13 protein-coding genes are annotated in these 13,583 nt (G+C 62.3%); 4 read left to right on the forward strand and 9 right to left on the reverse strand.

Features of this window, described 5'->3' with window-relative positions; all coding sequences use genetic code 11:
• Positions 1 to 149: 149 nt before the first annotated feature.
• Positions 150 to 1,511: an isocitrate lyase gene (gene aceA, locus CEY05_RS09915; RefSeq protein WP_088598297.1), complete on the reverse strand. Its 1,362-nt coding sequence runs from the start codon at positions 1,509 to 1,511 to the stop codon at positions 150 to 152.
• Positions 1,512 to 2,016: 505 nt separating this feature from the next.
• On the opposite strand from aceA, the gene CEY05_RS09920 reads away from it, so the two are divergent.
• Genes CEY05_RS09920 through queF form a run of 3 tightly spaced genes read left to right on the forward strand, consistent with a single transcriptional unit; the run spans position 2,017 to position 3,544 of the window.
• Positions 2,017 to 2,256: a type II toxin-antitoxin system Phd/YefM family antitoxin gene (locus CEY05_RS09920; RefSeq protein ID WP_088598590.1), complete on the forward strand. Its 240-nt coding sequence runs from the start codon at positions 2,017 to 2,019 to the stop codon at positions 2,254 to 2,256.
• Entirely contained in the window at positions 2,253 to 2,657 is a 405-nt protein-coding gene (locus CEY05_RS09925) for a type II toxin-antitoxin system VapC family toxin (protein ID WP_088598298.1), read from the forward strand. Before CEY05_RS09920 ends, CEY05_RS09925 begins: the two co-directional genes overlap by 4 nt.
• A 56-nt stretch (positions 2,658 to 2,713) precedes the next feature.
• Positions 2,714 to 3,544, forward strand: coding sequence for an NADPH-dependent 7-cyano-7-deazaguanine reductase QueF (queF, locus tag CEY05_RS09930; RefSeq protein WP_088598299.1), 831 nt, complete (start codon positions 2,714 to 2,716; stop codon positions 3,542 to 3,544).
• A gap of 57 nt (positions 3,545 to 3,601) precedes the next feature.
• On the opposite strand, the gene CEY05_RS09935 is transcribed toward queF, so the two are convergent.
• Genes CEY05_RS09935 through CEY05_RS09965 form a run of 7 tightly spaced genes read right to left on the reverse strand, consistent with a single transcriptional unit; the run spans position 3,602 to position 11,881 of the window.
• Positions 3,602 to 4,585: a D-2-hydroxyacid dehydrogenase family protein gene (locus CEY05_RS09935; RefSeq protein WP_088598300.1), complete on the reverse strand. Its 984-nt coding sequence runs from the start codon at positions 4,583 to 4,585 to the stop codon at positions 3,602 to 3,604.
• Positions 4,586 to 4,619: 34 nt separating this feature from the next.
• Entirely contained in the window at positions 4,620 to 6,458 is a 1,839-nt protein-coding gene (locus CEY05_RS09940) for a CocE/NonD family hydrolase (RefSeq protein ID WP_088598301.1), read from the reverse strand.
• A gap of 54 nt (positions 6,459 to 6,512) precedes the next feature.
• On the reverse strand, positions 6,513 to 8,114 hold the full coding sequence (ggt, locus tag CEY05_RS09945; protein ID WP_088598302.1) for a gamma-glutamyltransferase: 1,602 nt from the start codon (positions 8,112 to 8,114) through the stop codon (positions 6,513 to 6,515).
• Complete coding sequence (locus CEY05_RS09950) at positions 8,111 to 8,953, reverse strand: ABC transporter permease (protein WP_088598303.1); 843 nt, start codon at positions 8,951 to 8,953, stop codon at positions 8,111 to 8,113. Before CEY05_RS09950 ends, ggt begins: the two co-directional genes overlap by 4 nt.
• A gap of 1 nt (position 8,954) precedes the next feature.
• Positions 8,955 to 9,974: a PotD/PotF family extracellular solute-binding protein gene (locus CEY05_RS09955; protein ID WP_088598304.1), complete on the reverse strand. Its 1,020-nt coding sequence runs from the start codon at positions 9,972 to 9,974 to the stop codon at positions 8,955 to 8,957.
• Positions 9,975 to 10,013: 39 nt separating this feature from the next.
• Positions 10,014 to 11,069 carry an ABC transporter ATP-binding protein gene (locus CEY05_RS09960; protein ID WP_088598305.1) on the reverse strand — a complete coding sequence of 352 codons (1,056 nt, stop codon included), beginning with the start codon at positions 11,067 to 11,069 and terminating at the stop codon, positions 10,014 to 10,016.
• Between the two features lie 11 nt (positions 11,070 to 11,080).
• The gene (locus CEY05_RS09965; protein WP_088598306.1) at positions 11,081 to 11,881 is read right to left on the reverse strand and encodes an ABC transporter permease; all 801 of its coding nucleotides are present in this window, start codon (positions 11,879 to 11,881) and stop codon (positions 11,081 to 11,083) included.
• A 62-nt stretch (positions 11,882 to 11,943) separates the two neighbouring features.
• On the opposite strand from CEY05_RS09965, the gene CEY05_RS09970 reads away from it, so the two are divergent.
• Positions 11,944 to 12,912 carry a LysR family transcriptional regulator gene (locus CEY05_RS09970; RefSeq protein WP_198952733.1) on the forward strand — a complete coding sequence of 323 codons (969 nt, stop codon included), beginning with the start codon at positions 11,944 to 11,946 and terminating at the stop codon, positions 12,910 to 12,912.
• A gap of 26 nt (positions 12,913 to 12,938) precedes the next feature.
• Here the strand turns inward: CEY05_RS09970 and pgsA are convergent, their stop codons facing one another.
• Positions 12,939 to 13,511 (reverse strand): CDP-diacylglycerol--glycerol-3-phosphate 3-phosphatidyltransferase, encoded by a 573-nt coding sequence (gene pgsA / locus CEY05_RS09975; RefSeq protein WP_088598308.1) that lies wholly within the window; start codon positions 13,509 to 13,511, stop codon positions 12,939 to 12,941.
• Positions 13,512 to 13,583: the final 72 nt, after the last annotated feature.

The raw sequence follows: 13,583 nt of genomic DNA on the forward strand, positions 1-13,583 counted from the left end.
TGAGAAAGTTGGCGGCCAGTGCTTGTCTGGCGTGCAGGCGGCAGGAACGAAGCTGAGCATGGAGTGCGGACCCGGCCGAACAGCCAGGACTTGTGGCCCTGGCTGTCTAAGGCGACCCTCATTGTAGGTATCGACTGACGCGTAATTGCTTACCCCGTTGCACGCATCTCCAGGCCCCCTGCCACGGCCAGGCGCAGCGATTCGCGGCGCGACTCATGGTCGAACTGCGCGTCTTCCGTCGACCCGTGCAAGGCCGTGGTCGACGAGCGGCCGCCTTCGATGGCTTGCGTCACCGCGTCGAAGTAGCCGGTACCGACCTCGCGCTGGTGGCGCACCGCGGTGAATCCCAGCGTCGCCGCCGCGAATTCCTTTTCCTGCAGCTCGACGAAAGCGCTCATCTGGCGTCGCGCATAGCCGTGCGCCAGCTCGAACATGCCGTAGTTCAGCGAATGGAAGCCGGCCAACGTGATGAACTGGAACTTGTAGCCCATGGCGCCCAGCTCGCGCTGGAACTTGGCGATGACCGAGTCCTCCAGGTTCTTCTTCCAGTTAAAGGACGGCGAGCAGTTATAGGCCAGCATCTTGCCCGGATACTCCTTCTGCAGCGCCTCGGCGAAGCGGCGCGCGTATTCCAGGTTGGGCGTGCCCGTCTCGCACCACACCAGGTCGGCGTAGGGCGCGTAGGCCAGCCCGCGCGAGATGGCCTGGTCCAGGCCGGCGCGCGTGCGGTAGAAGCCCTCGACGGTGCGTTCACCGGTGATATACGGCCGGTCGTTCTCGTCGACGTCGCTGGTGACCAGGTCGGCGGCATCGGCATCGGTGCGGGCCAGGAGCAAGGTGGGCACGCCCAGCACGTCGGCCGCCAGGCGCGCGGAGATCAGCTTGGCGACCGCTTCGCGGGTGGGCACCAGCACCTTGCCGCCCATGTGGCCGCACTTCTTCACCGAAGCCAGTTGATCCTCGAAGTGCACCCCGGCCGCGCCGGCTTCGATCATGCCCTTCATCAGTTCGAAGGCATTGAGGACACCGCCGAAGCCGGCTTCGGCATCGGCCACGATGGGGGCGAAATAGTCGACGTAGCCGCACTGCCCTGCTTCCTTGCCTTCCATCCACTGGATCTGGTCGCAGCGCGTGAGGGTGTTGTTGATGCGGCGCACGGCGGCGGGGACGGAATCGGCCGGGTACAGCGACTGGTCGGGGTACATCTGTCCGGCCACGTTGGCGTCGCCGGCGACCTGCCAGCCGGACAGGTAGATGGCCTTCAGGCCGGCCTTGACCTGCTGCATGGCCTGGTTGCCGGTCAAGGCGCCAAGCGAGTTGACGAAAGGTTCCTCATGCAGAAGTTGCCACAGCCGCGCGGCGCCTTGCTGGGCCAGGCTGTATTCCGGCACGCGCGAACCACGCAGTTTCACCACCTCGGCGGCGTCATAGCCGCGCTTGATCCCCTGCCAACGGGGGTTTTCGGCCCAATCCTGCTGCAGACGTTGAATGTCGGTTTCCCGGTTCGTCATGGTCTTGCTCCTGGAAGTTATCGAGTAAAGATGCCGAACTGCAAAGCGGCCTTGCCCTGCCAGCCGCCGATTCACCGAATCAAGGTTGCGCATTTGGAGTCATCGTTGCGGCACTGCGTTGCTGCGCTGCCCTGTCCTGCACAACCTTGATTCGTTGGCTACCAGTCTAGGTTTTTGCTGCGCGGCAAAATCACCCGAACACTTCTACAAGACGAATTTTTTTATCAATCTAAATCAACAACTTATAACAATCGTTTCGGATTACGAAATGAAATCCATCTCGGTGAAATGCACCCTCATCGCGGCGCGCCATCGCGTTTCATGACAGTTCATTCGAATTTCGTAATGTGGAAGATCTTCGTCAACCGGCTGGCTAAAACAGCCCCACTTGCGGGAACGTAAACGATGGAAATGAGACCAACCTCTGTAAGGCACTAAAATGACCACAATAAATAGTCATTTATCGCCTCAATCGTTAATTCTTAAGGGGCGAGTCATGGAGCTGATCGTGGCCCACCGGTTTATTTCCAAGACCCATTTCAAGGCTCACGCACTTGAGATCTTCCGGCAGGTCGAAGCTGGTGGGGAGCCCGTTGTCATCACCGACCATGGGCATCCCACGCTGGAGATCCGTCCCTACCGGCCCTCACAGGAAAACGCGCTCGACCTCCTGCGCGACTCTGTCCTCCGATATGACGATCCCTTCGAGCCTGTCGGCGAAGACGACTGGGAGGCCGCCCAGTGATTGTTCTGGACACGCATACTCTGGTCTGGTGGGTGGCAAGGGATGCCGCGCTGGGTGCGGCGGCGCTGGACGGCATCCAGACGGAGCAGAACAAAGGCGAGCATGGTGAAATCCTTGTCTCCGCCATTTCCGCGTGGGAGATCGCCCTGCTCGTGAAAAGCGAACGCCTTGCGTTGAACATGTCGGCCAACGCCTGGCTGGACACGGTCGCGCACGTCCCTGCCGTCCGCTTCGTCCCCGTCGATGCGCGCATTGCCACGGCCAGCGTCGACCTGCCCGGCGAGTTCCACAAGGATCCGGCTGACCGCATCATCGTCGCAACCGCGCGCATGCATAAAGCACGACTTGCGACGGCCGACAGGAAAATCCAGGCCTACCCACATGTGGAGACAATCTGGTGACCTGCCTTGCGGCATAGCGGCCTAAAATGGCGGTCTGACTGATTTAGTGTGTTGCCATGACTTTGCAAGATGCGCCCCTGGGGCATGAGGTCGCTTATCCCGACCGGTACGATCCCACGCTGCTGTTTCCCATCGACCGCGCGCCCAACCGGGCGGCGCTGGATATCACGGCGGACAGCCTGCCGTTCGCCGAGGGCGTGGACATCTGGAATGCCTATGAGGTGTCCTGGCTGGATCCGCGCGGCAAGCCCCGCGTGGCGCTGGCCAGCTTCACGGTGCCGGCCACCACGCCGTGCCTCATCGAATCCAAGTCCTTCAAGCTCTATCTGAATTCCTATAACCAGGAACGCATGCCGGACCTGGCGACGGTGGCGGCGCGCATGGAACAGGACCTGAGCGCGGCGGCAGGCGGCCCGGTGGGCGTGCGCCTGATTGCGCCGGAAGAATTCAATATGCAGCGGATCGCCGAACTGGACGGCGTCTGCGTGGATGACCTGGATATCGAGATCGAAGCCTACACTCCCGCGCCGCACTTGCTGCACGCCGCTGACCAGGCCGACATCGTGGAGGAAACGCTGACGTCACGCCTGCTGAAGTCGAACTGCCCGGTCACGGGGCAGCCCGATTGGGGCAGCGTGCGCATCCACTACCGCGGGCCGCGCATCGACCGCGCCGGCCTGCTGGCCTATATCGTGTCTTTCCGCCAGCACGCCGATTTCCACGAACACTGCGTCGAGCGCATGTTCACCGACATCCTGCGGACGTGCCGGCCGGAAACGCTGTCGGTCTATGCGCGCTATACCCGGCGCGGGGGACTGGACATCAATCCCTGGCGGGCAACGAAGGGCATGCCGGCGCCGGCGGACACGCGCACGGCGCGGCAGTAGCGGCACTAACGCAGCAACGGCACTAACGCAGCAACAGCAGCAACGGCAGTGACGGCACTAACGCCCCCCCGCAGTCCAGGCATCCGGGTTGATGGCATTGAGCAGTTGGCCTCCGCCATATGCCTCGATCTGCGCGAAAACGGAATCGAAGGCGATCTGCAGAACCTCCTCGGTGACGAAACCCAGGTGCGGTGTGGCGATGACCCTGGGGTGATGAATCAACGGATCGCTGGCATCCAGCACGGGCTCGACATCAAACACGTCGAGCGCGGCCCGGCCAGGACGGCCCGCATTCAGGGCCGCCAGCAGCGCCCCCGGCTCGATCAGCGCGGCGCGCGCGGTGTTGACCAGCAGTGAGTCCGGCTTCATCAGCGCCAGATCCTGCGCTGTCACGGAACCTCGGGTAGCGGGCACCACCCGCTGGTGCAGGCTGATCACATCGGACTGCGAGAAGAAGGCTGCACGGCTGTCCGCCACCAGCTCGCCGTCCGCCGCGGCCCGCTCACGTCCAGCGTCCGAAGCCCACCACCAAACGTGCATGCCGAACGCTTTGGCATAGGCCGCGACCTGCCGTGCCACGGCGCCATAGCCATACAGGCCCAGCACCCGACCCGCCGCGCTGCGCCCCACCTGGGTCTGCCAGCGCCCTGCCCTGACACTGTCCATCTGATTACGCAGGTCACGCAAGCCGGCCAGAATCAGTGTGAACGCCAGTTCGCAGGTGGCCGTGGAAAGAGGATCCTTGCGGGTTTCAGAGCAGAACACGATACCGCGGCGGGTAAGCGCAGGGATATCGACATGCGGATAATGACCACGACTGCTGATCATCCGGAGATTCGGCAACAGGCTGACCAGCGCTTCCGTCACGGGGGTGCGCTCCCGTACCAGCACCAGGATCTCCGCATCCTTGATCCGCGCCGCCAGGCGCACCGGATCCGGCTCATGCTCGTTCCAGATAGTGACATCGTGACCCGCCAGCCGGCCATAGCAAGGCAGCTGGCGCAGCGCATCCAGCCAATCGTCGATGATATGTACACGCATGAAGATACTCCAAAGCAGAGAAAACCCTTGCGCCTCAGCGCACGTCCGTGCGCAGGCGCAGGTACGAGTGCTCGCCGTGATGTACGGTGAGCAACGGCGGGCGGCCGTGCGGGACTTGCCCGAAATGCTGGGCATCCGCTCCCGCGAGCGAAACCCGGATGCGGCTGCCCTGGGAAAATGTCCATGCGGTGGGCGTCAACGCGAACTCGATGCGCACCGGCTCTCCCGGCACCAGTGGCGCTGCGTCGGCGCGCTTCAGGCTTTGGTAGGGCCAGGTGCAGCGATAGGTTTCAGGGGGCTCCGACACCTTCCGATGCAACGCTCGCAACATCCCTTCCGTGACGTATCGCATCGTCCCATCGGCTTCTACCTCCGTCACGTAGACGTGCAAGGCAGCATCGGGCTCGCTCGCGCTCAACAACACGGAGAAGACCGGATGACCGACAATGGAAAAAGCGTCATCCAATGGTGCGGACGTATAACTGAGAAAACCTTTTTGCGTCTCTTCCCAGGCGGGATAGCACACCGTATTCTCGTAGCCGGCGGCACGTTCATAGCGCGTATGGCGACCGGTGCCCGCGGAGAGATCCACCTGATAGGTATCACACCCCCCCCTTTCAGGCTGCCCCACCAAGCCGGCGTTACCGCCCAGAAAAAGCGTCCGTTGGACGACGCCGCCCGGCCACTCGCGGGCGCTGTGCCACTGTTCTTCATGCATGGAAAAATAATGGATGGGATCTTCGTCCGCGTAGCCCTTATCGACGCCCGCAAGATAATGATCGAAGAACCTCAGCACCTCCGCCATGATGGGAAACTCAGGCGCCACCGCGTCCCGCCACGGTGACACGTTCACCCGCGCGCCATGGTCCCAGGGTCCCAGCAGCAGATGGGTCGGATGGCTGTCCGCATAGGTCAGGTAGCGGCTGACCGAGCCGTTCGCATATGCAGCACCGTCCATCCAGCCCGACACGCACAGAACCGCCGCGCCGGGCGTCGCATTCGCGGCATAGTGATAGGGTCCCATCACCGCCGCCGTGAACGCGGCGTCATAGGGCAAGGCGCTGTCCTTGTAGCGAAACTCGGTGATGAAATCCACCATATGGAAGCTGTCCCGATGCTCGATGATGGCGGCGCGGCACAGGCTGCCGTCCACGTCCTCGTCCACCGGCTGCGGACCCGCCAGATTGGGATCCTTGAAATAGGCGAATTGCTGACGCAGTTCGCGGTCATCGCGATCCAGCGCACCCATGATCTGCCCATCCTTGCCCGCCAGCCGATTCGCCAGCAGCAAACCGCCGGGATAGCAGTTCTCCATATACGTATCGAACACCGCAAACAAGGGTGCCACTGCCTTGATCGCCGGATGACCGGTGGTCAAGAGGAAATCCGCCGCCGCGCCCAGGTACGAAACACCGGTAGACCCGATCGCGCCGTTGGACCATGGCTGCGCGACGATCCAATCCGCCACGGCATGGTAATCCGTGCGCTCGCGTGGCGAGCGGAAGCTGTCGCGGCGTCCGAAACTCGCGCCCGTACCGCGCACATCGACGACCACCAGGGCGTAACCGCGTGGAATGAACATGTCGCGATAGCGCGAAGTATTGGGACTGCACTCCGTGGCGACAGAGTCATCCACCAGGGCGAAGCGCCGGTAGTAAGGCGTGAATACGACAATAGTGGGAAAACTCGCAGGCGCCGCCGTGTCCGCCTTGGGTTGCGGCAGATGCACGTCAAGCGCCAGGCGCACGCCATCGTCCATCGCGACGTAGCAGGAAAGCGGTTTAAGGGGAATCGTGTAGCCCACGGGCCGCTGCGCAAGATAGGCAGAGGGCGAGACACGCCAGGCGCGAGTGGTCCTGTCTGAATCCGACATGGTTTTTCTCCAGATGAATTTTTAGTGTGGTGCTAAGTACGTACGCGCGTCGTCTCAGGCATAGGCGACGCCGGCTCCACCGCGTGGATCGGCGCCTCCGCGCAGCTTGCCGTCAACGAGGCTGATCGCGTGCGCCCGCGCCATGACGGGATCGAAGCTGTAGAAACTATGCTGTACCTGATGCCCGCGGCCGCGCAATGCATCCACGACGCGCGACTGCACCGTCGCCTCGGCGTGTATCACCGGCCCTTCGCAATGAATGCGCGGCACGGTCACGGCTTCGACGGGTGACATGCCAAAGTCGATGATGTTGATGATGGCCTGCACGACGGCGCTGATGATCACGCTTCCGCCCGGCGATCCCACGGCCAGGACGGGCTTGCCGTCCTTGAACAATATGGTGGGGGACATGCCGGTCGTCCGCGCCTTGCCGGGAGCCATCGAATTCATGTTGCCGGGAATGGGATCGAACAGCTTCATGGAGTTGTTGTAGTTGAAGCCCAATCCGGGCGTGACGACACCGGCCGTCGTTCCCAGCGTATGCGTCAGCGCCGCGACATTGCCCTGCGCATCCCATACCGTTACATGCGTCGTGCATCCTGGCAGATCCTCGAACGCATCGCCGATTCTTTCACCTCGGCCTATCCTGTCCGCCCAGAACGCCGCGCGCTCCGGCGCAATCAGTTGCATGACCGGCACGTCGACGTAGCGCGGATCGCCCAGATAGCGATTGCGATCCATGTGCGCCGCCGCCATCGCGCTGGCCACCAGATGCATATGCTCGGGGCCACCATGCTCCAAGCTACCGAGGTCGAAGTGATCCAGGATGTTCAGGATCTGCAGGACCGTCAAGCCGCTGCCCGGCGGATTGTTGGATCGCACCGTGTAGCCACGATATCGGCTTTCGAGCGGAACCCCCTCATCGACACGGTAATTCGCGAAGTCTTCGCGGGTCACGTAGGCGCCGTTCGCTTCGAAGTCGTTCAGAATCTCATCGGCGAGCGCCCCTGTGTAGAAGTCTCGCCACCCCGCGCTGGCGATCCGCTGCAGCGTACGGCCGTAATCGGTCAGCATCATGCGTTCTCCGGGCTCGTAGAACCTGCCTTCCGCATGCAGGTAGATCCGCGCGCTTTCAGCCGTGGTAGCCAGACGGCGCAGGCCATCGGGGGTGCCGGGATGTGCGTACGCCACCCAGACCTGGCGCGCGTGCGGGGTCACGATGACGCCCTCGAGGGCCTGTTCGATGGCAGGCTGCAGCAGGCTATCCCAAGACATTGAGCAACATGACTCGTGGAAGGTGCCGAGCCCCGCCAGCGTGCCCGGGGTCATGATGGAGCCGTAGCCGATTTCGCTGCGGAAATCATCGAACAGGGAATAACGGGAGATCGCCGTGCGCCCCTTCACATCCCCGGCCCACATATCAGGCGTCACCCGCGATCCCGCACGGTTATTGAAGTCCAGGGTGCGGCTGCGCCCCGTCGCCGCGCTGTAGTAATGCAAGGTTCCCATGCCACCGATACCGCCCATGAAGGGATCGTTGATCATCTGGGCGAAGGCCGTAGCCACCAGCGCGTCAAATGCATTCCCCCCGGAAGCAAGGATGCGCGCCCCGACATCCGCGGCACGCGGCTGCGGGCAAACGACGACTCCTTTCATTTTGCGCTCCTCAGGTTGTATCGGCGTCCCAGCAAGGCACTCCCCGCCACGGTCAGCAAAAGCGTCACAGCAAGCAGGACAAAGGACAGCGCCGCCCCGAACGGCCAATTGCTGGCGCGCGTGAACTGGTCATAGACCGCGGGCGCCATCATCTGGAATTGCGGACCGCCCAGCAACACGGGCGTGGAGTATGCGTTCATGCACAAGATGAACACCAGGGCGCACCCCGCCACGACGCCCGGCGTTGCCTGCGGCAGGACGATGCGGCGGAACACGGTGAACGGCGACGCGCCAAGATTCGCCGCGGCTTCCTCTGTTTCACGGCGTATGCTTTCGATCACGGCGGAGAGCGTCAAGACCATGTATGGCAGTACGACACCGACAATGCCGGCGATGACGGCGCCCGGGGTATACATAAGCTTCACCGGGCTGGAGATGAGGCCGGCGCCCAGCAGCGACGCGTTGACCAGCCCGGAACTGCCTAATAGCGCCACCCATCCCGCCGCTCGCACCACGTTGCCGACCAGCAGGGGAAACAGCGTCAGGATGGTGAACAGGGACTTGTAGCGGCTTTCCATCCTGGCCAGCCAATATGCCACGGGAAAGGCCAAGGCCAGCGTGACGATCGTGCACAGCAGCGCGATACCCAATGTGGTGAGCAGCACATCCTGATAGAACGGATCGCTCACGGCGCGCCAGTAGTTCTGTGCGGTGAACATCTGCTCCAGCATGCCGGCGGTGGAACTGAAGCCGTTGAAAGAGATGCGCGCCATGAGTGCCAGCGGAATACCCATGAGAATCACCACGATCACGGTGGCGGGCAGTATCAGAATGGCCATGTCACCCCCGGATCTCGCGTGTCCAGAAATCGAACATCGCGGCATGCTGGCTAGCCATATAGGCGAAGTCCAACGGCCACAGCTTGGCGATCTGCTCCGGCGTCAGGCTGATCTCACGGCTCAATGACTCGGGCAGCCTTGCATTGTCCACGGTAGGCAGATAGCCGGTCTTGCTGGCTACCTCGACCTGGGCTGCCGGATCCAGCATCGCGTTCAGGTATGAGAAGCCTGCCGCCTTGTTGCGAGCATTGCGCGGCACTCCGGCGTCGTAGCTGGTGACGTAGCTGCCCTCGGAGGGGAATACGATGCCCACCGGCAATCCGGCCTGGCGCCAGCTGTAGGCACGAGCAATGGAATTCACGGTGATCAGGATGTCCTCGGATTTCAAGGCTTGTCCCACGGCATCCGTCGCCGGCCACAGCTTGATATCCTGCTTCTTGAGCTCCCGTAGCTTGCTGGTCGCCGGAGCAAAATCCTTCATGCTGCCGCCGCCGACCATGGCCGAGATGACCGCCATCGTCAGGAAGAAGTTGTCCGAGATGCCGAATTTCCCTTTCCACTTCGGATCCCACAGATCGGCGAAACTTTGCGGCGGTACCTTGATCCTGTCCTTGTTGTAGATGATGGCGTAGGCCGAATAGATCTGGGGAATGCCGTACGGGCGCCGCAGGAAAGGCAGCACGTGGCCGGCATTGGACACATTCTCCGTATTGATGGATTCCAGGGCATTCTGCTCCGCCACGGCGAACAGATCGTAATCCGCCAGATGCGCCACATCCATGCTCCCGCGCCGGCTGTTGCGTTCCGCCAGGACCTTCGTGCGCCTCGCGGAGGCGGCGGAGACGGCCTGCAAAACCTCGATCCCCTGCGGCCCCATCAACGGACCGTCGATCGAATCGCGCATGGCCTGCCCAAGTTCGCCGCCCCAAGTCCCCACAACGACCTGAGAAGCGGCCATGGCCGCCTTGGGCCCCAGCAGCGACAGGGCCGCCGTTGCCGTAAGGAATTCACGTCTGTTCATTTTGATTCTCCCCTTGCGAAATGTTCTGCGTTGACGAACTCAAGCGACGGCCATCAGGCGCACGGCCGCGCTATCCCAGGAGGCGGCCACCACATCCCCCACCCTGATGCCGCGCCTGGAGTCGTCGATGCCCGGTGTCGGATGGATGGCCAACAACGAAGTGCCTTGGAAATCGAGGCGATACTCGGTTTGCGAGCCCAGATACTGAATGGATGCCACTCGCGCTGGCGCCGTGCCGGCAGACGCCGGCCGCAACTGGATATGCTGGGGCCGCAGTACGAACAAGCGCTCGTGGCCGCCCGGCTCCTGCCCGGTGTTCGCCGACAACAGAGCACCGGACGGCGTACGCACACCGTCAGCCTCCACCATGCCCTTCACGATGTTGCAACGTCCGAGGAAATCGGCGACGAATGCATTGGCTGGCCGCTCGTAGAGGTCCTCCGCCGTACCGATCTGATGCACCCGCCCGGCTTCCATGACGACCAGGCGGTCGGCCATGCTCAATGCCTCTTCCTGGTCATGAGTGACCAGGAGCGTCGTGAATCCGAGGCGCTGTTGCAGCGTCCGTATTTCCTCACGCACGTCGGCCCGCAGCTTGGCATCCAGATTGGACATGGGCTCGTCCAGCAAGAAAACGGATGGATTGACCGCCAGCGCCCGCGCCAAAGCGACACGCTGCTGCTGACCACCGGACAACTGCCGGGGCAGCCGATCCTGCAAATGTTCCAGGCGCACCAGCCGCAGCGTTTCCCGCACGCGGTCCTCCCGCTCCGAGCGGCCTACCTTGCGCATCTCCAGACCGAAACCCACGTTCTGCGCCACTGTCATGTGAGGAAACAGCGCATACGACTGAAACACCATGCCCGTGCCGCGCGCGTACGGTGCCTGCGCGGTGATGTCTTTGCCAGCGATATGGATTTCACCGCTGGTCGGCTCGATGAAACCGGCCACCATGCGCAGTGTCGTTGTCTTGCCGCAACCCGACGGCCCGAGCAGAGCGACGAGCTCGCCCTCGGCCATATCCAGTTCGATTCCTTCGACGGCGACATGGCTACCGTAGGTCTTGCGAAGGTTCTTCAGTTTGAGTGTGTTCACGTACGCAGCCTTCAGACGATGCGGGACAATTTGACAAACCGATCCGTGAGCAACATCAGCGCGGCGACGATCACGATTTGAATGGTGGCGATGGCCGAAAGCGTCGGATCCATCCGGAATTCGAGGTAATTCAGCATGACAATGGGTAGCGTCGTCATGCCGGGGCCAACCAGTAGCAAGGTAAGTTCGAGGTTCTCGAAGCTCTGGATGAAAGAGAACATGGCGGCCGCCACCAGGCCTGGGCGCAGCGCGGGCAAGGTAATTCGATAGAACACCGTAAAGGGATGTGCGCCCAGGTTGGCGGCGGCTTCCTCCGCGGCCAGGTCCAGCCCCTGCAGGCTGGCCAACGTGACGCGCACCGTCCACGGGATGGTCAGGAGCACATGGGCGGCGATCAGACCTGGCAACGTCCCGGCGATGTCGACGTCAAGACGGTCCTGGAGATTCAGATAGAAGAGGAACAGCGCGGTGCCGGCGACCACGCCGGGAACGGCAAGCGGCCCCAGCAGCAACGTTTTCAAAGCCTCTTTCCCCGCAAAACTGCGGCGCGTTATTGCCAGCGCCGCCAGCGTGCCCAGCGGGACGCCAATGAGGCTGGCGATCAGGGCTACTTCGATGCTGGCCAGGAAACCCTGCGAGAACTCCCGTTGGACCAGGGCGTTGGCGTACCACTTCAATGACCAGCCCTGAGGTGGGAACGAGACAATTTCCTGGGAGAAGAAACTGGTGATCACCACCATGCCGACAGGAATCAGCATGATGAAATACGCGATGAAGACCGTCGCACGCAGCGACTTGCTTTTGCCGGCCATCTGATTTTCCCCTTTGCTATGCGTTCTTCAGCCATTAAATCGATGGCGAATACATGCGTCAAATGCGAAAATCCATCCTCGAAATGCGAAAAACGCATAGATCAAGGGAGCCTGCAATGATGAATGTGAAAGAACTGGAGGCCTTCCGCGCCTTCATCGAAAGCGGCTCGGTCACCGCCGCGGCGGAGCGCTTGCACCGGACCCAGCCTCAGATAGGCAGGTTGCTGACTTCATTGGAGGAAACGGTCGGATTCCGCTTGTTCGACCGCGTCGGCAGGCGGCTGCAACCCACCCCTGAGGGCTGGCGGTTCTATGACGATGTGGAGCGGGTCATGCGTGACCTGCAATCCTTAAGCCGGTCTGCAGCGCATATCCGTACGGGCGTGTCTGACCATTTGCGCATCCTGGTGGCGCCCCACGTCGTCGGCGCGTTGGTCGCCGGCGCCTTGGCCGAGGTTCAGGCTCGCAATCCCAAGCTGACCGCCGAGGTCAGGGCGCGTACGCGGCGCGATATCGAAACCTGGATCGTCAAAGAAAAATTCGACGTCGGCATCAGCGTGTTGCCGGCGGAAAGCCCCTTCATAGAGGTGGAACTCTTCCTGCGCAACCAGGCCGTCGTCATCATGCATCATGCGCATCCGCTGGCCTCCCGCGAAGTCATAGACCTGGATGCGCTGCTCGATCAACCATTGATTCTTACCCATCCCCGTTCGCTCCTGCGGCAGAGCGTCGAATCCCTCTATCGGGAGCGGCGCAAGACGCCAGTAGTGCAGTTCGAAACCACTAACGGACTGACAGCCTGTGAGCTCGCGGCGCATGGCCTGGGAATTGCGTTTGCCGACCCCTTCGTCGCGCTGTCGGTGGATACGCGCAACCTGTGCATACGCCAATTCGTGCCCGAATTGCCTCTCGAATATGGCTTCATATTTCCTGCGGGGCGTTCGCGCCCGAAGTCCGCCCGGGACTTCACGGATGCCGTGCGCGTCACCGCGGCAAGGCGCCTGGCCGAACTGGGTCTGGCTTCATCCTAGCCGATATCCGGCTGGCGCCGGGCGCCTTACAGCGCCTTTTCCCGGATCGCGGGCCAGGCGCGTTGCAGGTAGTACAGCATCGACCACACCGTCAGGATCGCGGCGATGAGGATCAGGATGTCGCCCAGGACACGCATGCTGATGCCATGAATGGGCTGGTTGTACAACAGGCAGGGAATGGCCACCATCTGGGCGGCGGTCTTGAACTTGCCCAGGCGGTGCACCGCCACGCTGGCGCTGGCGCCGATCTTCGCCATCCACTCGCGCAACGCCGAAATCGTGATTTCCCGGCCGATGATGATCAGGGAAATGAAAGCATCGACCCGGCTCAGGTCCAGCAGCACGATCAGCGCGGCGCAAACCATCAGCTTGTCCGCCACGGGATCCAGGAAGGCGCCGAACGCCGACGTCTGGTTCCAGCGGCGCGCCAGCCAGCCGTCGAACCAGTCGGTCAACGCGGCGATGATAAAGGACACCGCGGCCAGCATATCGCGATGGCCTTCGCTAAGCCAACTGCCGGGAAGGTAAAACAGGCCCACCACCAGAGGAATCATGGCGATGCGCAGCCAGGTCAGAATGATCGGTACGTTTAGGGGCATGATGACGCGTATGCTACATCAGCCAGCGCAACAAGATTTGTCATATGGCGATTTGCGGGTTAATTGTCATCA

The organism is Achromobacter sp. HZ34, from assembly GCF_002209485.1.
In the GTDB taxonomy this organism is placed as follows: Bacteria; Pseudomonadota; Gammaproteobacteria; order Burkholderiales; family Burkholderiaceae_B; genus Bordetella_C.